Origin of the sequence: Caulobacter sp. SLTY, from assembly GCF_009905535.1 — a bacterium.
Taxonomy (GTDB): domain Bacteria; phylum Pseudomonadota; class Alphaproteobacteria; order Caulobacterales; family Caulobacteraceae; genus Caulobacter.
Genome location: NZ_JAAALA010000003.1, coordinates 12,418 through 33,798, shown reverse-complemented (window position 1 = coordinate 33,798; position 21,381 = coordinate 12,418). Strand labels below are relative to the sequence as shown.

Annotated in this window: 21 protein-coding genes; 17 read left to right on the top strand and 4 right to left on the bottom strand. The window is 66.9% G+C overall.

Annotation, left to right across the window (positions count from 1 at the left end; genetic code table 11):
- Nucleotides 1-15: 15 nt before the first annotated feature.
- Entirely contained in the window at nt 16-1,668 is a 1,653-nt protein-coding gene (locus GVN21_RS02285) for a M28 family metallopeptidase (protein WP_166573082.1), read from the bottom strand.
- Nucleotides 1,669-1,803: 135 nt separating this feature from the next.
- Here GVN21_RS02285 and GVN21_RS02280 point away from each other — a divergent pair, with 135 nt between their 5' ends.
- The 5 genes from GVN21_RS02280 (at nt 1,804) to groL (ending at nt 7,953) form a co-directional block, all read left to right on the top strand.
- On the top strand, nt 1,804-2,838 hold the full coding sequence (locus GVN21_RS02280; protein WP_166573081.1) for a serine hydrolase: 1,035 nt from the start codon (nt 1,804-1,806) through the stop codon (nt 2,836-2,838).
- Nucleotides 2,839-3,080: 242 nt separating this feature from the next.
- Nucleotides 3,081-4,940, top strand: coding sequence for a ribonucleoside-diphosphate reductase subunit alpha (locus GVN21_RS02275; protein WP_166573080.1), 1,860 nt, complete (start codon nt 3,081-3,083; stop codon nt 4,938-4,940).
- A gap of 13 nt (nt 4,941-4,953) precedes the next feature.
- Nucleotides 4,954-5,631: a GDSL-type esterase/lipase family protein gene (locus GVN21_RS02270; RefSeq protein WP_166573079.1), complete on the top strand. Its 678-nt coding sequence runs from the start codon at nt 4,954-4,956 to the stop codon at nt 5,629-5,631.
- 322 nt (nt 5,632-5,953) lie between these two features.
- Nucleotides 5,954-6,244 (top strand): co-chaperone GroES, encoded by a 291-nt coding sequence (groES, locus tag GVN21_RS02265; RefSeq protein WP_166573078.1) that lies wholly within the window; start codon nt 5,954-5,956, stop codon nt 6,242-6,244.
- Nucleotides 6,245-6,303: 59 nt separating this feature from the next.
- A complete protein-coding gene (gene groL / locus GVN21_RS02260; protein ID WP_166573077.1) occupies nt 6,304-7,953 on the top strand; it encodes a chaperonin GroEL in 1,650 nt (549 codons plus the stop codon).
- 1,681 nt (nt 7,954-9,634) lie between these two features.
- Here the strand turns inward: groL and GVN21_RS02255 are convergent.
- Nucleotides 9,635-10,792: an acyl-CoA desaturase gene (locus GVN21_RS02255; RefSeq protein WP_166573076.1), complete on the bottom strand. Its 1,158-nt coding sequence runs from the start codon at nt 10,790-10,792 to the stop codon at nt 9,635-9,637.
- Complete coding sequence (locus tag GVN21_RS02250; protein WP_166573075.1) at nt 10,789-11,229, bottom strand: hypothetical protein; 441 nt, start codon at nt 11,227-11,229, stop codon at nt 10,789-10,791. The genes GVN21_RS02255 and GVN21_RS02250 overlap by 4 nt, the downstream gene beginning before the upstream one ends.
- An 84-nt stretch (nt 11,230-11,313) precedes the next feature.
- Between GVN21_RS02250 and GVN21_RS02245 the strand changes: the two genes are divergently transcribed.
- Together GVN21_RS02245 and GVN21_RS02240 are read left to right on the top strand one after the other, a co-directional pair.
- The gene (locus GVN21_RS02245) at nt 11,314-11,628 is read left to right on the top strand and encodes a metalloregulator ArsR/SmtB family transcription factor (protein WP_240902716.1); all 315 of its coding nucleotides are present in this window, start codon (nt 11,314-11,316) and stop codon (nt 11,626-11,628) included.
- Nucleotides 11,629-11,687: 59 nt separating this feature from the next.
- Entirely contained in the window at nt 11,688-12,383 is a 696-nt protein-coding gene (locus GVN21_RS02240) for a DUF6624 domain-containing protein (RefSeq protein ID WP_240902715.1), read from the top strand.
- A gap of 172 nt (nt 12,384-12,555) precedes the next feature.
- Here the strand turns inward: GVN21_RS02240 and GVN21_RS02235 are convergent, their stop codons facing one another.
- Nucleotides 12,556-13,884: an acyl-CoA dehydrogenase family protein gene (locus GVN21_RS02235; RefSeq protein WP_166573214.1), complete on the bottom strand. Its 1,329-nt coding sequence runs from the start codon at nt 13,882-13,884 to the stop codon at nt 12,556-12,558.
- A 291-nt stretch (nt 13,885-14,175) separates the two neighbouring features.
- On the opposite strand from GVN21_RS02235, the gene GVN21_RS02230 reads away from it, so the two are divergent.
- From GVN21_RS02230 to sugE, 10 genes are all read left to right on the top strand, one after another.
- Nucleotides 14,176-14,499, top strand: coding sequence for a hypothetical protein (locus GVN21_RS02230; RefSeq protein WP_166573074.1), 324 nt, complete (start codon nt 14,176-14,178; stop codon nt 14,497-14,499).
- Nucleotides 14,500-14,630: 131 nt separating this feature from the next.
- Nucleotides 14,631-14,879 carry a hypothetical protein gene (locus GVN21_RS02225; RefSeq protein ID WP_166573073.1) on the top strand — a complete coding sequence of 83 codons (249 nt, stop codon included), beginning with the start codon at nt 14,631-14,633 and terminating at the stop codon, nt 14,877-14,879.
- 188 nt (nt 14,880-15,067) lie between these two features.
- Nucleotides 15,068-15,622, top strand: a complete 555-nt coding sequence (locus tag GVN21_RS02220; protein ID WP_166573072.1) for a F0F1 ATP synthase subunit delta — start codon at nt 15,068-15,070, stop codon at nt 15,620-15,622.
- 4 nt (nt 15,623-15,626) lie between these two features.
- On the top strand, nt 15,627-17,159 hold the full coding sequence (gene atpA, locus GVN21_RS02215; RefSeq protein WP_166573071.1) for a F0F1 ATP synthase subunit alpha: 1,533 nt from the start codon (nt 15,627-15,629) through the stop codon (nt 17,157-17,159).
- Nucleotides 17,160-17,188: 29 nt separating this feature from the next.
- Nucleotides 17,189-18,067 carry a F0F1 ATP synthase subunit gamma gene (locus tag GVN21_RS02210; protein WP_166573070.1) on the top strand — a complete coding sequence of 293 codons (879 nt, stop codon included), beginning with the start codon at nt 17,189-17,191 and terminating at the stop codon, nt 18,065-18,067.
- 29 nt (nt 18,068-18,096) lie between these two features.
- Nucleotides 18,097-19,716 carry a F0F1 ATP synthase subunit beta gene (gene atpD, locus GVN21_RS02205; RefSeq protein ID WP_166573069.1) on the top strand — a complete coding sequence of 540 codons (1,620 nt, stop codon included), beginning with the start codon at nt 18,097-18,099 and terminating at the stop codon, nt 19,714-19,716.
- A gap of 5 nt (nt 19,717-19,721) precedes the next feature.
- On the top strand, nt 19,722-19,958 hold the full coding sequence (locus GVN21_RS02200; protein WP_346764207.1) for a hypothetical protein: 237 nt from the start codon (nt 19,722-19,724) through the stop codon (nt 19,956-19,958).
- Entirely contained in the window at nt 19,958-20,221 is a 264-nt protein-coding gene (locus GVN21_RS02195; protein WP_166573068.1) for an ATP synthase F1 subunit epsilon, read from the top strand. The genes GVN21_RS02200 and GVN21_RS02195 overlap by 1 nt, the downstream gene beginning before the upstream one ends.
- Before the next feature lie 109 nt (nt 20,222-20,330).
- Complete coding sequence (locus GVN21_RS02190; protein WP_166573059.1) at nt 20,331-20,963, top strand: hypothetical protein; 633 nt, start codon at nt 20,331-20,333, stop codon at nt 20,961-20,963.
- Nucleotides 20,964-21,039: 76 nt separating this feature from the next.
- Nucleotides 21,040-21,366: a quaternary ammonium compound efflux SMR transporter SugE gene (sugE, locus tag GVN21_RS02185; protein ID WP_166573067.1), complete on the top strand. Its 327-nt coding sequence runs from the start codon at nt 21,040-21,042 to the stop codon at nt 21,364-21,366.
- The last annotated feature ends 15 nt before the right edge of the window (nt 21,367-21,381 follow it).

Genomic DNA, 21,381 nt, shown 5'->3' with positions numbered 1-21,381 from the left:
GGCCCGCCGATCCCCCTACTTGCGGTCGGCCTTGGTGGCGTCGCGCAGGGCCTTGAACTCCGTGCCCGCATTCCATTCGGGCCAGGTCTTGCTGTTGGCCAGGTCCAGGGCGAGGTCGCGCAGCAGGGTCAGGTCGACCACGATGCCGTCCATCGTCCAGTCTTCGGAGTATTCATCCGCCGGCTGATGGTACATGTCGCGGCCGTACTTCTCCGCCCAGGCGACGACCTTGGCCTTGTCGCCGGAAACCGGGTCGGCGCCGGAGCCGAAGGAGATCGAGGGCACCCCGCGCTTGGCGAAGGGGAAGTGGTCGGAGCGGTAGAACAGGCCGGCGGCCGGGTTCGGATCGGGCACGAAGATACGGCCGCGGTCCTTGCCCTTGGCGATCAGCATGGTGGTCAGGTCCTGGCCGACGTTGCCCGAGACGGTGAAGTCGCGCATCGGCTCCATGGGCTTCAGCGCATCGGTGTTGAACACCGCCACCGTCTTGCTCAGCGGATAGAGCGGGTTGGCGGCGTAATACTCCGACCCCAGAAGGCCCTTCTCCTCGGCGGTCACCGTCATGAACACCAGGGAGCGGTCGGGGCGCTCGCCCTTGGCGAAGGCGCGGCCCAGCTCGATCACCGCGCCGGTGCCCGTCGCGTTGTCCACCGCGCCGTTGTAGATGGTGTCGCCGCTGGCGTCCGGGCGGCCGATGCCCAGATGGTCCCAGTGGGCGGAGAAGATCAGGTACTCGTCGGGCCGCGTCTTGCCGGGCAGCAGGCCCACGACGTTCTTGGAAACGATGACCTCGCCCTTGACCTTGAAGTCGGTCGAGAAGGTGACCCCCTTCATCTCCGTGGCCCTGAAGTCGCGCTTCTGGGCCTTCTTCTTTTCCGCCTCGAAGTCCAGGCCGGCGGCGGTGAACAGCTTCACGGCCGCTTCGCGGGTGATCCAGCTCTCGACCGGGGTGTGGGCCTTGGTCGGGTCCTCGCGGACGATGTCGAACATGGTGTTGGTGTTGGAGTTCTTGACCGTCGCCCAGCCGTAGCTGGCCGGCGCGGTCTCATGGACGATCAGCACCCCAGCGGCGCCCTGGCGGGCGGCCTCCTCGTACTTGTAGGTCCAGCGGCCGTAGTAGGTCATCGCCCGGCCGCCGAAGTCGCCCTGGCCGATCTCGAAGTCGGGGTCATTGACCAGCACGACGATCATCTTGCCGCGCACGTCGACGCCTTCGAAATCGTTCCAGCGCCGCTCGCCCGCCACGGTGCCGTAGCCGGCCCAGACGATGGGGACGTCCTTCAGCGACACCTGGGTCTGGCCGGTCATCGCCGCGCGGATGGCGATGTCGTCGCCCTGGACCAGGGGGGTGGCGGTTCCGTTCAGGGTGAAGGCGGCGGCCACCGGGCCATCGATGTCGAACTTGGCCAGGGGCACGTCCTGGGTCCAGGCGCGCTTGCCGTCCGGCTTTAGGTCGCCGCCCGGTTGGAGGCCGGCGTCGGCGAACTGGGCGGAGATGTAGGCGACGGTCTTCTTCTCGCCCTCGGTCGCCGGGCCGCGGCCTTCGAAGGCGTCCGAGGACAGTTCCTTGACGTGGGTTTCCAACTTGGCGCCGTCGATCGCGGGCTCTGCGGCGATGGCCGCCAGGGGCAGGATGCCGATAGCAGTGGCGAGCAGAAACGACTTCATGGAACGGGCTACTCCGGTGAAACCTTGCGGCGCGGACCCTAGCGACCGGAAAGCCCTGCCGCCAGGGGTCGATTTTGGCGGAGGCGTCAGACGCCGTTCGGTGACGGGCGAGCGTGGGGTGGTCTATGGTGGGGCATGCGTCGCCGCAACCTCCTTGCCGGGCTTGCCGCCGTTCCCCTGATTGGAGCGGCCGAGGGGATCGACGTGGCCTCCAATTTCGAGGGTGTCTGGCAGTCCGCCATCGCCGATCCGCGCCAGGGCCGCACCGACGCCCTGCTGATTGTCCAGAACGGCGAGACCCTGTTCGAGCGCTATGGCCGCGACCACGGCCCCCGGACGCGCCATGTGTCCTGGTCGATCGCCAAGTCGGTGACCCAAGCCCTGGTCGGGGTCGCGGTGGCCCACCGCGAGCTCGGCATCGATGCGCCTGTCTCGGTGATCCCGGACAACCGCACGGTCAGCCTGCGCCACCTGCTGACTCTCACCGACGGCCTCCCCTGGGATGAGGATCGCAAGCCGCTGGCGGTAGCCTCGGACGCCAGCCGGCTGCTGTTCGGGCCGGGGCGGTTCGATGTGGCGCGTTATGCCGCCAGCCGGCCGGGTGACCGCCGTCCGCCGGGTACGGTCTGGAACTACTCGACCGGCGCCTATCACTTGGCGGCGGCGGAGCTGGCGGCGCGGCTGATGCCGGGGACCACTGATCCGGCCCTGCGGCGCGGCGGCTTAGTCCGGTTCGCCTCGCTGAACCTCTTTCGTCCTCTCGGCATGAACGACACCCTGATGGAGTTCGACCCGGCCGGGACCTTCTACGGCGGCTCGTTGATGTGGACCACGGCGCGGGACCTGGCGGCCCTTGGTCGGCTGTATCTGGACGATGGCCGCCAGCTGTTTGCCAGGGACTGGGCCCGGTTCGCCCGCACCCCCACCGTCGAGCCGACCTACGGCGCCGGCTGGTGGCTGGAGGGTGCGCCCGGTCCCGGCGCCGGACCCTCCCTGCTCGGCGGGGAGCCGGGGGACGCCTTCCATGCGCGGGGCCTCGATGGGCAGGTCCTGATGGTGGTTCCGTCCAGAAAACTGATCATCGTGCGGCTGGGGTATACCCCCGATACCGAGGTCGGCTGGCCCGCCATCGCAGGTTGCCTGCGACGCATCATCACGCTCGCGTCATAGGGCAGACTTAATGTTCGCCCGGAACGCCCGGCCCTGTTGGGTTTGCGACGTTCATGCGACCATTCGTCAACAGCTTGTTAACGAAAAAGTCCGCCGCGCGGCCCTTCGACCCGTTGACGAGTCATTAGGGCTCGTGGCCCCATATAGTGGGTTCAGGGGGCGCTTCGCCCACTACATATGGGGTCAGCGGGGCGGGCAACCGAACCGAAGTGACTGTTAGATTACGGGTATTTGGGCACATGATGGGTGAAGCTGCACGTCAGATTCCGCTTGGCGAGGCCGCCGGCTCCGAGCCGTGGCTGGCTGATCGTCCGCAACTGTCCCTGGTCCGCAAGGTCGAGGTCGATCGCAGTCGCGACGCCCTGCTGACCGAGTTCGGCAAGCGAACGCTGGAAGACCGCTATCTGCTGCCGGGCGAGTCCTATCAGGACATGTTCGCGCGGGTCGCCACGGCCTTCGCCGACGACGCCGAGCATGCCCAGCGGGTCTATGACTACATGAGCCGCCTGTGGTTCATGCCGGCCACCCCGGTGCTCAGCAACGGCGGCGCCGATCGCGGCCTGCCGATCAGCTGCTTCCTCAACGCGGTGGGCGACAGCCTCAACGGCATCGTCGATACCTGGAACGAGAACGTCTGGCTGGCCGCCAACGGCGGCGGCATCGGCACCTACTGGGGCGGCGTCCGCTCCATCGGCGAGAAGGTCAAGGGCGCTGGCCAGACCAGCGGCATCATCCCCTTCATCCGGGTGATGGACAGCCTCACCCTTGCCATCAGCCAGGGCTCCCTGCGCCGCGGCTCGGCCGCGGTCTACCTCGACATCCACCATCCGGAGATCGAGGAGTTCCTCGAGATCCGCAAGCCGTCGGGCGACTTCAACCGCAAGTCCCTGAACCTGCACCACGGCATCAACATCACCGACGAGTTCATGTTCGCGGTGCGCGATGGCGAGAAGTTCGGCCTGCGCTCGCCCAAGACCGGCGAAGTGCTGCGCGAGGTCGACGCCCGCGCCCTGTGGCAGAAGGTGCTGGAGCTGCGGCTGCAGACCGGCGAGCCCTACCTGATCTTCTCCGATCACGTGAACAACGCCATGCCCCAGCACCAGAAGGACCTGGGCATGAAGGTTCGCCAGTCGAACCTGTGCAGCGAGATCATGCTGCATACCGGCGCCGACCACCTGGGCCAGGAGCGAACCGCTGTCTGCTGCCTGTCGAGCGTCAACGCCGAGACCTTCCTGGAGTGGCGCAACGAGCCGAAGTTCATCGAGGACGTCATGCGCTTCCTCGACAATGTGCTCGAGGACTTCATCCAGCGCGCGCCGATCGACGCCAAGAACGCCGTCTACGCCGCTAAGCGCGAGCGGTCGGTGGGTCTCGGCCTGATGGGCTTCCACAGCTTCCTGCAGGCCCAGAACGTGCCGTTCGAGAGCGCCCTGGCCAAGAGCTGGAACATGCGGCTGTTCAAGCACCTGCGCCGCGAGGCCGACAAGGCGTCCAAGACCCTGGCCGAGGAAAAAGGGCCCTGCCCGGACGCCGCCGACCGGGGTGTGATGGAGCGGTTCAGCCACAAGCTGGCCATCGCCCCGACCGCCTCGATCAGCATCATCTGCGGCGGCACCAGCGCCGGCATCGAGCCGATCCCGGCCAACATCTACACCCACAAGACCCTGTCGGGTTCGTTCGCGGTCAAGAACCCCTACCTGGAGCGCCTGCTCGACGCGAAGGGCCAGAACACGCCCGCAGTGTGGGACAGCATCCTCAGCCACGAGGGCTCGGTCCAGCACCTGGACTTCCTCGATCAGGACGACAAGGACGTCTACAAGACGGCCTTCGAGCTGGACCAGCGCTGGGTGATCGAACTGGCCGCCGACCGGACCCCGGAGATCTGCCAGAGCCAGTCGGTCAACGTCTTCCTGCCGGGCGACGTCGATAAATGGGACCTGCACATGCTGCACTGGACCGCCTGGGAACGGGGCATGAAGAGCCTCTACTACCTACGCTCCAAGTCGGTGCAGCGGGCCTCGCACGCCGGCGAAGACCGGGCCGAGGTCGACATGGTCTCGGCGGCCCCGACCGACTACGAGGAATGCCTCGCCTGTCAGTGACGGGGGTGCGCCGGTGAGCCGGCGGCGCCTGTGGCTTCTGCAGGCCGCCGCCGTCTGCGTGGTGGCCGGTATCGCGGCAGACCGATTGCTCGTCGCCTATCCGTGGGGGCGCGGCCAGGCCGATCCCACCGCCTATGCCTCCTGGCGCCACCGCGTGCAGCATTTCGAGGCCCTGCCCGACACCCCCAAGGTGGCGATGCTCGGCGATTCCCTGACCGAGCTTGCCGAATGGCATGAACTGATCGGGCCCCAGGTCGGCAACCGGGGGATCAGCGGTGACACCACCGGCGGCCTGCGCGCCCGACTGACGGCGTCGGTTCCCGCTTCGGCCCGAACGGTGGCGGTCATGATCGGGACCAACGACGTCCGTCACTCGGCCTGGCGGCTGGAGGACACCGTCGCGAACGTCTCGGCGATTCTCGACGGGCTGAAGGGCCGGCGGGTGATCCTGCAGTCGGTGCTTTATACCGGCGACGCAAAGCAGAACGCGCGCATCGACCGGCTCAACCGCGCCTACGCGGGCCTCTGCCGCAGCGGCCGCTGCGAATGGCTGGACCTCAATCCCGTGGTGGCGCCGAAAGGCCGACTGACCCCGGCCGAATCTCTGGACGGCCGCCACCTGACCGCCCTGGCCTACGACCGTTGGGCGGGGGCTCTTCGGGACCGCATATCAGCGGCGCCGCTACCCTAGCCTCTCCCCCCGCGAAGCGGGAGGAGGACAGGTTTCGAGCCTAAGCGAGAAACCAGGAGGCGGGCCCCACCGGCGGCAGGGGTTAGCCTTCAGACGGACTTGCCCCCCCTCCTGCTCTGTCGCCTGAAGGCTCCAGAGCGGTCTTCCCCCCGCAAAGCGGGGGGAGAGTTTATAATCTCCGTCGCCCCTCCAACCCTTGACTCCCCCCGCGCCGCCTCCTACCTCCCCGCCACCGTTGGCACTCACGGGAGAGGACTGCTAACAGCCCCCTCCCGCATGCCGGCGACCCAAAAACACTAACCGTCACGACGGAGAGCATCCGATGAAATTTCGCCCGCTCGGCGACCGCGTCCTGGTGAAGCGCGTCGAAGAAGAATCCCGCACCAAGGGTGGGATCATCATCCCCGACACCGCCAAGGAAAAGCCGCAGGAAGGCGAAGTCGTCGCTGTCGGCCCCGGCGCCCGCGATGACAGCGGCAAGGTCCAGGCCCTGGAACTGAAGGCCGGCGACAAAATCCTGTTCGGCAAGTGGTCGGGCACCGAGGTCAAGGTCGATGGCCAGGACCTGATCATCATGAAGGAAAGCGACGTCCTGGGCGTGCTCGAGGCCTAAGGCCCCGCCACCCACCGACTTCCTTCCTCCCAACATCCTACTGAAAGAAGGCAACCATCATGGCCGCCAAAGACGTCTATTTCTCCTCCGACGCCCGTGACCGCATGCTGCGCGGCGTCAACATCCTCGCCAACGCGGTGAAGGTGACCCTGGGCCCCAAGGGCCGCAACGTCGTGATCGAAAAGTCCTTCGGCGCCCCGCGCTCGACCAAGGACGGTGTCTCGGTCGCCAAGGAAATCGAACTGGCTGACAAGTTCGAGAACCTCGGCGCGCAGATGATCCGCGAAGTCGCCTCCAAGACCAACGACAAGGCCGGCGACGGCACCACCACCGCCACCGTCCTGGCCCAGGCCATCGTGGTCGAGGGCCTGAAGTCGGTCGCCGCCGGCATGAACCCGATGGACCTGAAGCGCGGCATCGACAAGGCCGTCGGCAAGGTCATCGAAGAGATCAAGTCGACCTCCAAGAAGGTCTCGGCCAACAGCGAAATCGCTCAGGTCGGCACCATCTCGGCCAACGGCGACAAGGAAGTGGGCGAGATGATCGCCCGCGCCATGGAAAAGGTCGGCAACGAAGGCGTCATCACGGTTGAAGAAGCCAAGACCGCCGAGACCGAGCTCGACGTCGTCGAAGGCATGCAGTTCGACCGCGGCTACCTGTCGCCCTACTTCATCACCAACGCCGACAAGATGGAAGTCGTGCTCGAAGAGCCGATGATCCTGCTGTTCGAGAAGAAGCTGTCGGGCCTCCAGCCCCTGCTGCCGGTCCTCGAGGCCGTGGTGCAGTCGGGCCGTCCGCTGCTGATCATCGCCGAGGACATCGAAGGCGAAGCCCTGGCCACCCTGGTGGTCAACAAGCTGCGCGGCGGCCTGCGGGTCGCGGCCGTCAAGGCTCCTGGCTTCGGCGACCGCCGCAAGGCCATGCTGGAAGACATCGCCGTCCTGACCGGCGGTGAAGTGATCAGCGAAGACCTGGGCATCAAGCTCGAGAACGTCACCCTCGAGATGCTCGGCAAGGCCAAGAAGGTCACCATCACCAAGGACGACACCACCATCGTGGACGGCGTCGGCGCCAAGGAAGGCATCGAAGCCCGCATCGGCCAGATCAAGAAGCAGATCGAGGACACCACCTCGGACTACGACAAGGAAAAGCTGCAAGAGCGTCTGGCCAAGCTGGCCGGCGGCGTCGCGGTCATCCGCGTCGGCGGCTCGACCGAAGTCGAGGTGAAGGAAAAGAAGGACCGCGTCGATGACGCCCTCAACGCGACCCGCGCGGCCGTGGAAGAAGGCATCGTCCCCGGCGGCGGCGTGGCCCTGCTGAAGGCCTCGAAAATCCTCGACGGCCTGACCGGCGACAACGCCGACCAGACCAACGGGATCGCCATCGTCCGTCGCGCCCTGCAGGCTCCGATCCGCCAGATCGCCGAAAACGCCGGCGTGGAAGGCTCGATCGTGGTTGGCCGCATCCTCGAAAGCGACTCGGCCACCTTCGGCTTCAACGCCCAGACCGAAGAGTACGTCGACCTGGTCCAGGACGGCGTCATCGACCCGGCCAAGGTGGTTCGCACCGCCCTGCAGGACGCGGCCTCGGTCGCCGGCCTGCTGATCACCACCGAAGCCGCCATCGTCGAAGCGCCGAAGAAGGCCTCCGGCGGCGCCCCGGGCGGCATGCCCGGCGGCATGGGCGGCATGGGCGACATGGACTTCTAAGACGTCCGGTCACTCAGACTTCAATGAAATGGGAAGGGCCGCTCCGAAAGGGGCGGCCCTTTCTCTTTGTCCATCGCCCCCTTTATTGAGGCAGACACCGACAAGGCCACCTGGGTTGAATAGCAGGGTCATGGAGCGCCCGATGCGAGTTCTGTTCCGCGTATTTTTCGGCCTTGGACTCCTCCTCGCCCTGGCCGCGCCCGCGGCGGCCCAGTCCAAGCGCCCGGCCTGCGGCAAGCCGAGCAAGCCGGAACTTCAGTATCGCGTGGAGGTGCCGGTGACCCCCGGCGCGTCGACCTTCGTCCGTCACGCGGTCATGACCCGCGGCTGCAGCGCCAAGGGCTGGTCCAGCTGGACGGAGTATCTGGTCGTCGATGAGCGCGGAAAGATCCTGGCCTTCGGCAGCGACGAGATCATCCCGCTGTCGGCGCGCCACGCCGTGCAGGCCAGCGGGTTCGGCCAGATGCGGGTGGTGGTCTATGGGAAGCGGCCCGGTCCTGAGCTGCCCTACCGCTGGCCGGGGATGCACAAATCGCTGATGCCGGGCGCCGACCCGGGGGCGGTGGCGGATCGGCCGGTCATGGTGGCCCCGATCGTGGCGGCGGCGCCCGCCTTCAAGACCGGTGAGTCGACGACCTTGACCGTGGCGCTGTTCACCGGGGACAGCCTTGAGCCCAAGCTGGTCGGCGGCCTGGGAGGTCGCGCCGTGTTCGGGGTCGATCGGTTCGGCCAGCCGGTCCCGCCCGGCGCCGGGATCGTCGACACCGGGTCGGCCGACGCAGTCATGCCGCGCGCCGGTTCGGTCATCTTCCAGAACTTCACCGCCCCGGACGGTACAGGCCTGGCCCAGGTCATTGACCGCAACGGCGAGCCGATCAGCGCGCCGATCGGCCTGGTCGAGGTGTTTCGCTATCCCCACGGGTTCGGACGCCATGGCGGCCGCAACTCGCCCTGGGTTCAGCTGGCCAGCCGCGTGGCGCCTCTGGGTCCGGACTTCCCCGGCATGTGGCTCTACATGCCCCTCGACCGCGAGGGCCGGCCGGTCGCCCCGCTTGAGGGCTCGGTCGGCTACACGGTCCTGCGCCAGGCGGATGACAATGACGCCGTCCTCTGGGGCGCGGTCTATCGCAGCGCGAGCGGATACCAGGTCGCCTTCGGGACCCAGGCCGACGGCCGTCTGCCCGGCAAGGTCCCGGCCGAACGCTACACCGCCCTGCGGTTCTTCGACCTCGACAACTATGTTCAGAGCTACACCGGCGTCGGCCGGCTGGCGTCTGGGGAATGGGCGGTCGTGCCCACCCACTGGAACGGCCCCAGGCAGGGGGCGCCGAACCGGTTCCGCAGCGCCCAAGCCGCGATGGACCAGGCCTACCGCTGGCAGGCCCAGTACGACGCCGAGGCCAGGCGCCGCGAGGAAGCCTGGCGAACCGCCAACCAGGCCCGCCTCGCCCGAGAGGCCGAACAGGCCCGGCAGGCCGAAATCGCCGCCTTCGAGGCCGGCATGGCCAAGTCAGGGACCCTGGTCTGCTTCACCTTCCCACTGCAGAGAGCCACGTCTCTGGGCGATGAGGCCGTCCGGCGCTGGTACGAACGCTGCGACGTTCCCCTGGACCAGTTCGCCAACGCGCGCAGGCTCGGCGTTCCCCAAGCGGTCTTCGACCGGTCGCTGGAGAACGAGCGCTCACGGCAGGAGAACGCCGCCCGCCTCCGCGCCATGGGGGCCAGGTCCAACGGCTTCGCCGACGCCATGGCCGCCTACCGCACCACCGCCGGCGCCGCCCCGACCGACCCCTGGGTCGCGGTGCGGGTGACCCAAGGCGGCAGAACCACCACCGAGGTCATGCGACAGAGCGACTACGACCGGCGCAGGCCTTGATGGCCTGTTCTCTTTCTTCCTTCTCCCGACAAGTGGGAGAAGATTCCGGGTAGTGGGCGCCGCCTTAAGGCAACCTCGCTCCGGCAGTGTCTCAGGCGTCCGCACGTTCCACGCCAGTCCAGCGCGCGCCAGCAGCCGGATGAACACGAACCCCCAGTCCGACTGCCCTGGATACAGACCGATCCGCGCCGAGCCCGGATAGGCGTGGTGGTTGTTATGCCAGGCCTCGCCCATGGTCGGGATGCCGGCCCAGGGTACGTCGTGCGCCTGGACCCCAGCCCCATCGACCATCCAGGTCTGCGGGCCCTTCGTATGGGCCAGGTGGCCGACGAACCAGTGGCCGGTGACCGATGCGAAGACCCGCGCGCAGACACCCCAGACCACGAAGGACCAGCCGCCGGCCAGGTAGAGCAGGGCGGCGATGGGCAGTTGCTGCGCCATCCAGGTCCGTTCGAGCCAGCGATAGAAGGGGTCGTTTGCGATGCGCGGCGGGATGTCGAAACGCGGCGGGCGGGCGAGGTCGAGGCGACCGTGCAGTTGCCAGAGGGCGTCCAGCCACATGGGCGCGCCGTGGCGCAGGTAGGGGTGGCAGTTGGGCTGGCGCTGGGCCCAGTCGCGCAGGTCATGGGTGCGGATCATCCAGAAGGGGCCGCTCATCCCGACGGCGACCCCGACCCAGACCAGGAACCTTTCCAGCCACAGGGGGCAGTCAAAGCTGCCGTGGATCAGCCGACGATGCAGTCCGACCGAATGGCCGAGCAACAGGCCGGCCCCGGTGAGCAAGAGGAAGACGGCGAAGGCGCTCCAGCTGAACAGCAGGGGCCCGCCGACCAGGGCTCCCAGCATCATGCCGCCGTTCCACAGGGAGTGTGCGGGGTCCCATGCCACCCGGCCTTCGACGGGGTTGCAGCCTGGCGTCTCGACGACCGAGTGGACAGCGTAGGGGTCTTCGTGGCTGGTCATGCGCCCGCCTCGGAAGAGACCTCAATCCAAGCTTGCTGGGGCCGGTAGCTGACCCCCCATACGATCAAGCCGACGATCCCCCCGGCAACCGCGTAAGGCGTCCAAATATCGATGAGCGGCGTGAGCAGCCGCATCAAGCCGCCCAAGAGCCCCACACCGTAAAGAACGGCAGCGCCCGGCCCGCGCAGATTCATCGCATGCAGAACCGCCCATCCGGGGGTGGCCAACAGAAAGGCGCCGCCCAGCCAGAACAGGCTGGATACGACCCCGAAAATAAGCAGGCCGCTCAAGACCTCGTTGGGAGTCGAGCCGTTTTTGAGGACATCGGAGACAACCACATAGGCGGCGTTCATCAGAGCACCACTGACCGCGCCGATCAGCAGCCCAAGGCTAGCGCGACCCATCGTGGTTTCGAGGCGGGGATTGCGGAAAAGCATCACTCGTTCCCATGTGCGTAAGAAATGACTTAATTACCTAACTGCCATGTTTGCAAGTGATTAGTTCATCGCTTAAATATCCCGATGATGCAGCGAGTCTTCGAAGCCCTCTCCTCGACCGTCCGGCGCAAGATCCTCGCCTACCTGGCGCATGCCGACCTGACGGCGGGCGAGATCGCCGCGCGGTTTTCGATCTCCAAGCCGGCCGTGTCGCAGCACCTCAGCGTTCTGGAGGCGGCGGGGTTGGTGACCAGCGAGAAGAAGGGGCAGTTCGTGCACTACAGCCTGGTGCGCGAGAGCCTGGTCAATACGCTCAATGACTATGTCCAGGAGGTCTGTCCGGTGTCCAAGCCGCTGAAGACCGAGAGCGCGGCGCTGGCGAGCAAGCGCAAGGACTGAGGACGCCCCACTTCCGCCACCGAACCTCGTCGTGATCCGCCTGTTTCGGGAGGGTCATCATGCGACGTCTGCTCATCGCCTGCCTGCTGCTGCTCACCGCGCCCGCGTTCGCTCAGGACGCTCCGCTGTCGCCCAAAGCCCAGGCGCTGATCGCGCCGGTGGGCCAGGCGCTCGACACCGAGCGGGCGCGGCAGGCGGCGCTGCCGCCGGCCAAGGACGATGTCGAGAAACTGCTGCGGATGGGGGCGATGGACCAGGTCGGCCGCCGGGTGCTGACCGGGATCGATCTGACCCAGCTGCCGCCGGAAGAAGTCCCCGCCGCGCGCAAGGCGATGTGGGCGCCGATCGAGAAGGCCGACGCCGAGAACCTGGCGGCGTTGTTGAAGATGGTCCCGCCGGAGGGCTGGTTCCTCAAGAGCCGGTATGGCGAGAAGGCGGCCGGGGCCGCCTTCCACATCATCCAGCACAGCGACCTGGACCAGTGGAAGCGGTTCGTGCCGGTGCTGGAGCCGCTGGTCGTCACCGGCGAGGTGGACGGCCAGTCGTTTGGGCTGATGTACGACCGGCTGGCGGTCAACGAGGGCCGCAAGCAGCGCTACGGCTCACAGATGACCTGCGACAAGGCGACGGGGAAGTGGGTCCCCGAACCTCTGGAGGACCCGGCGCGGGTCGAGGAATGGCGCAAGGCGATGGGCTTCCCCTCGACCCTTGCGGAGTACGTAGCCCACTTCCAGACCTACCCGCCCTGCACTTGAGCGGTGGGGACCGGATCGCCGCGCAGCGGCGTTCCTGTCCCCGATCAGCGCAGGCGGCTCGGCCGGGCATGGTCCAGACGATCGTGCCTTGACGTCTGGACCGGGCGCCACTCGTCGGCCAGTGCAAGTCGGGGACAGGTAGGCCGCGTTGCGGCCAACCTGTCCCCCGGGATCAGTGCCGGGCCGGGATCGGCTGGGTGTACTCGCCGCCGGCCGCCGCCTGCTCGGCGAACAGCTTCTTCCTCGGGCCCAGGTAGCCGAACAAAAAGGCGGCGACCTTCCGGATCTGGATCTCTTCCGACCCTTCCGTGATCCGGTAGCGGCGGTGGTGGCGGTAGATGTGCTCGAAGGCCTTGTGGCGGCTGTAGCCCATGCCGCCGTGCACCTGCATGGCCCGGTCTGCGGCCTCGCAGCAGAGGCGGTTGCCCCAGTAGTTGCACATCGAGACCTTGTCGGAGAGCTCCTTCTCGATCTGCTTGTGCTCCATCCGGTCCATCTGCCAGGCGGTCTGGCGGATCAGCAGGCGCAGCATTTCGGCCTGGGTCGCCAGCTCGACGAGCGGGAACTGGATCGCCTGGTTGTCGCTCAGCGGCTTGCCAAAGGGCTTGCGATTGCGGGCGTACTTGACGCTTTCCTCGATGCAGTAGACCGCCGCGCCCAGCGAGCTGGCCGCCTGGCGGATGCGATTCTGGTGGACGAAGGACTGGCCCAGGCCCAGGCCCCGGTCGATCTGGCCCCAGTAGCTGTCTTCCGGAATCCAGCAGTCGAAGCTGATCCGCGGGTGGTCGGTGGGCATGTTGAACGTCCACATCCACTCTTCGATCTTGATGTGCTCGCGGGGCACGATGAAGCAGGTGATTCCGGTGGCGTCCCCGTCCTTGCCGCTGGTGCGGGCGAAGACCATGACGTGGCTGACGGCGTGCATGCCGGTGGTCCACATCTTCTCGCCCTTCACGCGCCAACCGGGCTTGCCGTCCTTCTCCTCGCGGACCCCGGTGCTCTCCATGAAGGTGGCGTCGGAGCCGTGGTTGGGTTCGGTCAGGCCAAAGGCGGTGCGCATCGTGCCGTTCAGCACCTTGGCCCCGTCCCGCTCCATCTGCTCGGGGGTGGCGAACTCCTTGAACATCAGGATGAAGGGGTTGTTGCCGACAATGCTGTGCTCGGTCTGCAGGTCGTTGAACAGGCCCAGGCCCTTGGCCGCCAGGTGCTCACGGATCACCGCCATGTCGAAGTTCGACCCGGCCTTGCCGCCCATGTCCTTCGGCCAGGCATAGCGCAGGTGCCCGGCCTCATCGGCCACCTTGCGGCATTCGGCCAGCAGCTCTTCCCACTCCTTGCGGGGCAGGCCGTTGTTGTCCCAGTCGGTGCGGGCGTGCTCGCGGCGATGGTCGAAGAAGCGCTCGTTGTCGTCGCGCGCCTGGATCGGGTTGATCTTCTCCTCGATGAACCGGTCCAGTTCAGCCAGGTAATCGACGAGGTGCTGGGGCAGGTTGAAATCCATGGCCGTACTCCCGATGTCATTGTTGTTGGCGGCCAGTATGCGCAGGGTGACGCGCACGGCAACCGTGACCCGGCGTAAGCCCGATCGATTGGGCGCCGCAAAGATTTTACGGTTCGGCCAAAAAAACCGCTTGCGTCGCCCTAGGTTATCGTTGATATCTAATCAGTGCTTAGTTCTTCTCGCGCCCTCGGTGGGGATACCGGCGGCGAGACCAACGAGGGGTTCCAAGGCAACAAGACCTAACTCGATCCAAGCGTAGCGTTTCCACCCCAAAGCCCCGGAGGGCACCCCATGAAGCTCCAAGTCCTGGCGGCCGCTGCCGCCCTGTCGCTCGCTTTCGCCGGCTCCTCGATCGCCGCCGATGGCAAGATCATCGTCACTCTGAAGACCCCCGTCGCGGCCAAGACCAAGGTCATCGCGGCCGGCGCCGTCTTCAACTGCGAAGGCTCGACCTGCGTGGCCGCCGTGGCCCCGTCGCGCACCGACACCGCCAAGGGCTGCAAGGCCCTGAGCAAGGAAGTCGGCGAGGTCGTGACCTTCGGTTCGCTGACCAACGACGACCTGGCCAAGTGCGGCGCCGTGAGCGCCACCACCCGCACCCAGGCGGCCAACTAAGTTCTACCCGGCCTGGTCGGACCGGCCAGGCAGTTTCCTCGAGCAAACTCGACCTTGCGATGGTCAAGGGGCGGTCCGGAAATCGGACCGCCCCTTTTCTCGTCCGCTCTCTCTATCTAGGACATGGCGCCATGACCCAGCCTCGCCTCGCCCTTCTGCTTGAAGACGCCCTGACCGCGGCCGCCGGCGCCGATCGCCCCGTACTGCCGGTTTCGCTGGCCGTGGACTACGGCGCGGCGGGGGAGGGGGAGGTCAGTATAACCACGGCCATCGACCGCTCGACCAAGAGCATCGTTTTCGCCAGCGCCCGGGCCGTCTGGCCGGATGGCCGGACGGCCGGCGCGGCGCAGGGCGTGTTCCGCGTGGCTGCCCAAGGGTAAGGGTTCCAAGGTAATTTTCCCCCGGCGTTGCGACGCACAACGGCCCGTGCTATCAGGCGCGCGGCTTTGGACGGGCGGTTCGCGACGGACCCCCTCCAGACGTGCTTTTCTCAAGCGCTTTCAAGCCTTTAGGATCGTGGCGAAGGGCACTTCGCTCGCGGCGGACAGAACGCACCGGACGGACCAAATTGGCGACCGACGACAAGACGAACGATGTGGGCGAACGTTACGCCCAGGCCCTGTTCGACCTGGCCATGGACCAGAACGCCCTGGGTGTGATCGAGGCTGACCTCGAGACCCTGTCGCGCGCCATGGCCGAGAGCAAGGATCTGAAGCGCCTGGTCGAATCGCCGGCCTTTAGCGCCGAGGACAAGGGCAAGGGCCTGGTGGCCGTGGCCGTGAAGTCCAAGGCCAACATGCTGACCGCCAAGTTCCTGGGGTTGCTGGCCGCCAACGGCCGTGTTCGCGACCTGCCGGCGGTGATCGCCGGCTTCCGCAAGCTCAGCGCCGATCATCGCGGGGTGGTCACCGCGGAGGTGGTCTCCGCTCTGCCGCTGACCGCCGCCCAGTCGAAGGCCATCTCCGCCGCCCTGCGCCAGGCGCTGGGCAAGGAGCCTGAAGTTTCCACCCGCGTGGACCCCGCCCTCCTGGGCGGACTCAAGGTTCGCGTGGGTTCTCGTCTGTTCGACGCTTCGCTGAAGTCGAAGCTCGACTCCCTGAAATTCGCCCTGAAGAGAGCGTAAGATAATGGACATCCGCGCCGCCGAGATTTCGGCCATCCTCAAGTCGCAGATCGCCGGGTTCGGCGAAGAAGCCGATGTCTCCGACGTCGGCTCGGTTCTGTCTGTCGGTGACGGCATCGCCCGCGTCTACGGCCTCGACAACGTTCAGGCCGGTGAAATGGTCGAGTTTCCCTCGGCCGGGGTGAAGGGCATGGCTCTGAACCTGGAACGCGACAACGTCGGGGTCGTGATCTTCGGCTCGGACAGCCAGATCAAGGAAGGCGACGAAGTCCGTCGTCTGGGCGAAATCGTCGACGTGCCGGTGGGTAAGGGCCTGCTGGGCCGCGTCGTCAACCCGCTGGGCGAGCCGATCGACGGCAAGGGCCCGATCGTCTCGACCGAGCGCCGCCGCGTGGACGTCAAGGCTCCGGGCATCATCCCCCGCAAGTCGGTGCACGAGCCGGTGCAGACCGGCCTGAAGGCCATCGACGCCCTGATCCCGATCGGTCGCGGCCAGCGCGAACTGATCATCGGAGACCGTCAGACCGGCAAGACCGCCGTGGCCATCGACGCCATCCTGAACCAGAAGGCCGCCAATGCCGGGGATGACGAGAGCGCCAAGCTCTACTGCATCTACGTGGCCATCGGCCAGAAGCGCTCGACCGTCGCCCAGATCGTCAAGACTCTCGAAGAGTCCGGCGCCCTGGAATACACCATCGTGGTCGCGGCCACGGCTTCGGAGCCGGCCCCGCTGCAGTTCCTGGCCCCGTTCGCCGGCTGCGCCATGGGCGAGTACTTCCGCGACAACGGCATGCACGGCCTGATCATCTATGACGATCTGTCCAAGCAGGCCGTGGCCTACCGCCAGATGTCCCTGCTGCTGCGCCGCCCGCCGGGCCGCGAAGCCTACCCGGGCGATGTCTTCTACCTGCACAGCCGCCTGCTGGAGCGGGCCGCCAAGCTGAACGAAGACAATGGCTCCGGCTCGCTCACCGCGCTGCCGGTCATCGAAACCCAGGCCAACGACGTTTCGGCCTACATCCCGACCAACGTCATCTCGATCACCGACGGCCAGATCTTCCTGGAAACCGACCTGTTCTTCCAGGGCATCCGCCCGGCCGTGAACGTCGGCATCTCGGTGTCGCGCGTCGGCTCCTCGGCCCAGATCAAGGCGATGAAGACCGTCGCCGGCCCGATCAAGGGCGAGCTGGCCCAGTACCGTGAAATGGCCGCCTTCGCGAAGTTCGGCTCCGACCTCGACGCCGCCACCCAGCGCCAGCTGGCGCGCGGTGAGCGCCTGACCGAGCTGCTGAAGCAGCCCCAGTACGCGCCGCAGTCGGTCGAAGAGCAGGTCTGCGTGATCTACGCCGGCACCCGTGGCTACCTCGACAAGATCGCCACCGCCGATGTCGGCCGCTTCGAGCGGGAATTCCTGAGCCGGCTGCACAGCCAGCACCAGGACCTGCTGGACGCCATCCGCACCACCAAGACGCTGTCGACCGATCTGGAAGACAAGCTGAAGGCCGCCCTGGCCGACTTCACCGCGACCTTCGCCTAAGCCCGGCTGACTGGAGAGAGTAGCCCTCGATGGCCAGCCTGAAGGAAATGCGCAATCGGATCTCGAGCGTGAAAGCCACGCAGAAGATCACGAAGGCCATGCAGATGGTCGCCGCGGCCAAGCTGCGCCGCAGCCAGGACGCCGCCCAGAACGCGCGCCCCTACGCCGAGCGGATGGCTTCGGTCATCGCCAACCTGGCGGCCGGGGTGTCGGGTGACGGCGCGCCGAAGCTGCTGGCCGGCACCGGCAGCGACAAGCGCCACCTGGTGGTCGTGGCCGCCGCCGACCGCGGTCTGGCCGGGGGCTTCACCACCTCCATCGTCCGCGCCGCCCGCGAGCGCATCGGCAAGCTGATCGCCGAAGGCAAGGACGTGAAGATCATCACCATCGGCAAGAAGGCGCTCGCGCCCCTGAAGCGCCTGTATGGTGACCGGATCATCCAGAGCTATGACCTGTCGGCCGAGCGGACCCTGACCCTGTCGGTCGCGGCCCCGATCGCCGAGCGGATCATCGAGATCTACGAAGCCGGCGAGACCGACGTTGTCACCCTCTTCTACAGCCGCTTCAAGTCGGTGGTCAGCCAGACCCCGGTCGGCCAGCAGCTGATCCCGGCGCAGGTCGCCGGAGGCGGCGCTCCGGCCGATCTCGGCGGGGCCGCCTACGAATACGAGCCGAGCGAGGAAGCCATCCTCGAGACCCTGCTGCCGCGCAACATCACGGTTCAGGTGCTCTCGGCCCTGCTCGAGAACATGGCCGGCTTCTACGCCAGCCAGATGACGGCCATGGACAACGCCACGCGCAACGCCGGCGACATGATCCAGGGCCTGACCATCCAGTACAACCGAACCCGCCAGGCGCAGATCACCAAGGAGCTGATCGAGATCATCTCCGGCGCCGAAGCCCTCTGACCGAATAAGACCGCACGGAAGACCAAGACATGGCCACCGCCCCCAAGAAGCCCGCCGCTCCCAAGGCCGCCGCCGCCCCGAAGGCCGCTGCTGCTCCGAAGGCCGCCGCCGCCGCGACCAAGGCTCCGGCCGCCAAGAAGGCCGCCGCCCCTAAGGCTGCTCCGGCCGGCGCCGGCAAGGCCGCCACGCAGTCCTTCGACGGCGCGACCGGCAAGATCTCGCAGGTCATCGGCGCCGTGGTCGACGTCGAGTTCACCGGCGCCCTGCCGGCGATCATGAACGCCCTGGAAACCGAGAACCGCGACCAGCGCACCGGCGAAACCTTCCGCCTGGTCCTGGAAGTCGCCCAGCACCTCGGTGAAAACGCCGTCCGCTGCATCTCGATGGACACCACCGAGGGCCTGACCCGCGGCCAGCCGGTGATCGACACCGGCGCCGGCATCCGCGTTCCGGTCGGTCCGGGCACGCTCGGCCGCATCATGAACGTCATCGGCCAGCCGATCGACGAAGCCGGCCCGATTCAGTCGGACATCTACAACGTCATCCACCGCGAAGCCCCCAGCTTCGAGGAGCAGTCGACCTCGGCCGAAGTGCTGGTCACCGGCATCAAGGTCATCGACCTGATGTGCCCCTACACCAAGGGCGGCAAGATCGGCCTGTTCGGCGGCGCCGGCGTGGGCAAGACCGTGACCATGCAGGAGCTGATCAACAATATCGCCAAGGCCTACGGCGGTTACTCCGTGCTGGCCGGCGTGGGTGAGCGGACCCGCGAAGGGAACGACCTGTACCACGAGATGATCGAGTCCAAGGTGAACGTGGACCCGAAGGAAAACAACGGCTCGACCGAAGGCTCCAAGTGCGCCCTGGTCTACGGCCAGATGAACGAGCCCCCCGGCGCCCGCGCCCGCGTGGCCCTGACCGGCCTGACGCAGGCGGAATACTTCCGCGACGTCGAAGGCAAGGACGTGCTGCTGTTCGTCGACAACATCTTCCGCTTCACCCAGGCCGGCGCCGAAGTGTCGGCTCTGCTGGGCCGCATCCCCTCGGCCGTGGGCTACCAGCCCACCCTGGCCACCGAGATGGGCAACCTGCAGGAGCGGATCACCTCGACCAACAAGGGCTCGATCACCTCGGTCCAGGCCATCTACGTTCCCGCCGACGACCTGACCGACCCGGCGCCCGCCGCCTCGTTCGCTCACCTGGACGCGACGACCGTGCTGAGCCGCGACATCGCCGCCCAGGCCATCTTCCCGGCCGTCGATCCGCTCGACAGCACCAGCCGGATCATGGACCCGCTGGTCATCGGTGAAGAGCACTACCGTGTCGCCCGCCAGACCCAGGAAGTCCTGCAGCAGTACAAGCAGCTGAAGGACATCATCGCGATCCTGGGCATGGACGAGCTGTCGGAAGAGGACAAGCTGACCGTGGCCCGCGCCCGGAAGATCCAGCGCTTCCTCAGCCAGCCCTTCCACGTGGCCGAGCAGTTCACCAACACCCCCGGCGCCTTCGTCGAGCTGAAGGACACCATCCGCTCGTTCAAGGCCATCTGCGACGGTGAGTACGACCACCTGCCGGAAGGCGCCTTCTACATGGTCGGCACCATCGAGGAAGCGGTCGCCAAGGCCGAGAAGATGGCTCAGGAAGCCTAAGCACCGTGGACGAGGACTTCGCCGCCAATCACTGCTGTGATGACATGGAGACCTGCCTCTCGGCGGGTCCCGAGGCGGCGCTGTTCGAGCACGACAGCGGTCTGATCCTGCTCAACGCGGGCCGGACCGAGCAGGACGGTGAAGAGGGCAATCTCCTCATCACCGTCCAGTTCTGTCCCTTCTGCGGCACGGAGCTGCAGACGGACGAAGATATCGACGCCGCGCTGGAGGCGGTGGACTGATGGCCGACAAGCTCCATTTCTCCCTGGTCGCTCCCGAGCGCGAAGTCTTCTCCGGCGAGGTCGACCGCGTCGACGCCCCCGGCATCGAGGGCGACTTCGGCGTGCTGGCCGGCCATGCGCCGTTCATGACCGCCCTGCGCGAGGGCCGCGTCACCGTGGTCAACGGGTCGACCACCCGGGTGTTCGATGTCCAGGGCGGGTTCGCCGATGTCACCCCCGCCGGCCTGACGATTCTCGCCGAACACGCCGTTGAAGCTGCCTGATTTATTACCGGCGTCATTTTTTCGCCGGGATTCAATCGTTGGCAGGTTGCGAGGGATCGCAAGGCAGGTTTTGATACCGCCACTCATAGTCAGGAAGGGTCTCCGTCCCATGCGCGCTGTTCTTCTGTCACTTCTCGCCGCGGGCTCGCTGACCGCCACGGCCTTCGCCCAGGACGCGGCCCAACCGGCGCCCGAGGCGCAACCCGCTCCGGCGCCTGAAGCCCAGCCGGCTCCGCCGGCCGACGCGGCAGCGCCGCCCGCCGCCGATCCGGCCGCCCCGACCGAGGCGACCTCGGTGCTGTTCAACGACATGATCAAGCGGGTCTGCATGCCGCTGGTCAAAGGCGGTGACATCGCCCAGATCGCCAAGAGCTTCGGCTTCAAGCAGAACAAGCGCGACATGGTCTGGACTAAGACCTGGGCCCAGGGGATGAAGGTCACGCTGCGCGAGCAGGGCGTGAACAAGGACGTCTGCAGCGTCTCGGTCCAGCATCCGATCAACGGCCTGGAAGCGACCATCACCGACACCCATAACTGGGCGATGTACAACGGCTGGACCCTCGAGGATAACGCCAAGCGGACCACCGACATGGAGCGGTCGAACCGCAAGTGGTCGTTCGTCGACACCACCACCAACACCCGCCAGGACATCGTGCTGATCACCGTCCGCAAGATCGGCGGCGCCCCGGTCAACGCCAAGTACGACCAGACCGACATTCTCTACGCGGTCACCAAGTGGTAGACTGACAGGGCCGGCGGGACGACCCGCCGGCCTTTCCTCATCATTCGGGACGGCCCGGCTACATAGGAGTTTTCCCATGGCCTGGATCATCCTGATTATCGCCGGTCTGTTCGAGACCGGCTGGGCCGTCGGCCTTAAATACACCGACGGCTTCACCAAACTCTGGCCCACTGTCTGGACCGCCGTCAGCCTGGTGCTGTCCATGGGCCTGCTCGGCTGGTCGCTGAAGACCCTGCCGCTGGGCACGGCCTACGCCATCTGGACCGGCATCGGCGCGGTCGGCACGGTGATCGTCGGCATCATCCTGTTCAAGGAACCGGCGACCGTGGCCAGACTGGCTTGTGTCGGCCTCATCGTGGCAGGCATGGTGGGGCTGAAGCTGTTCTCGGGACCCGGCGCCTAGGCCTCATCGGGCGGC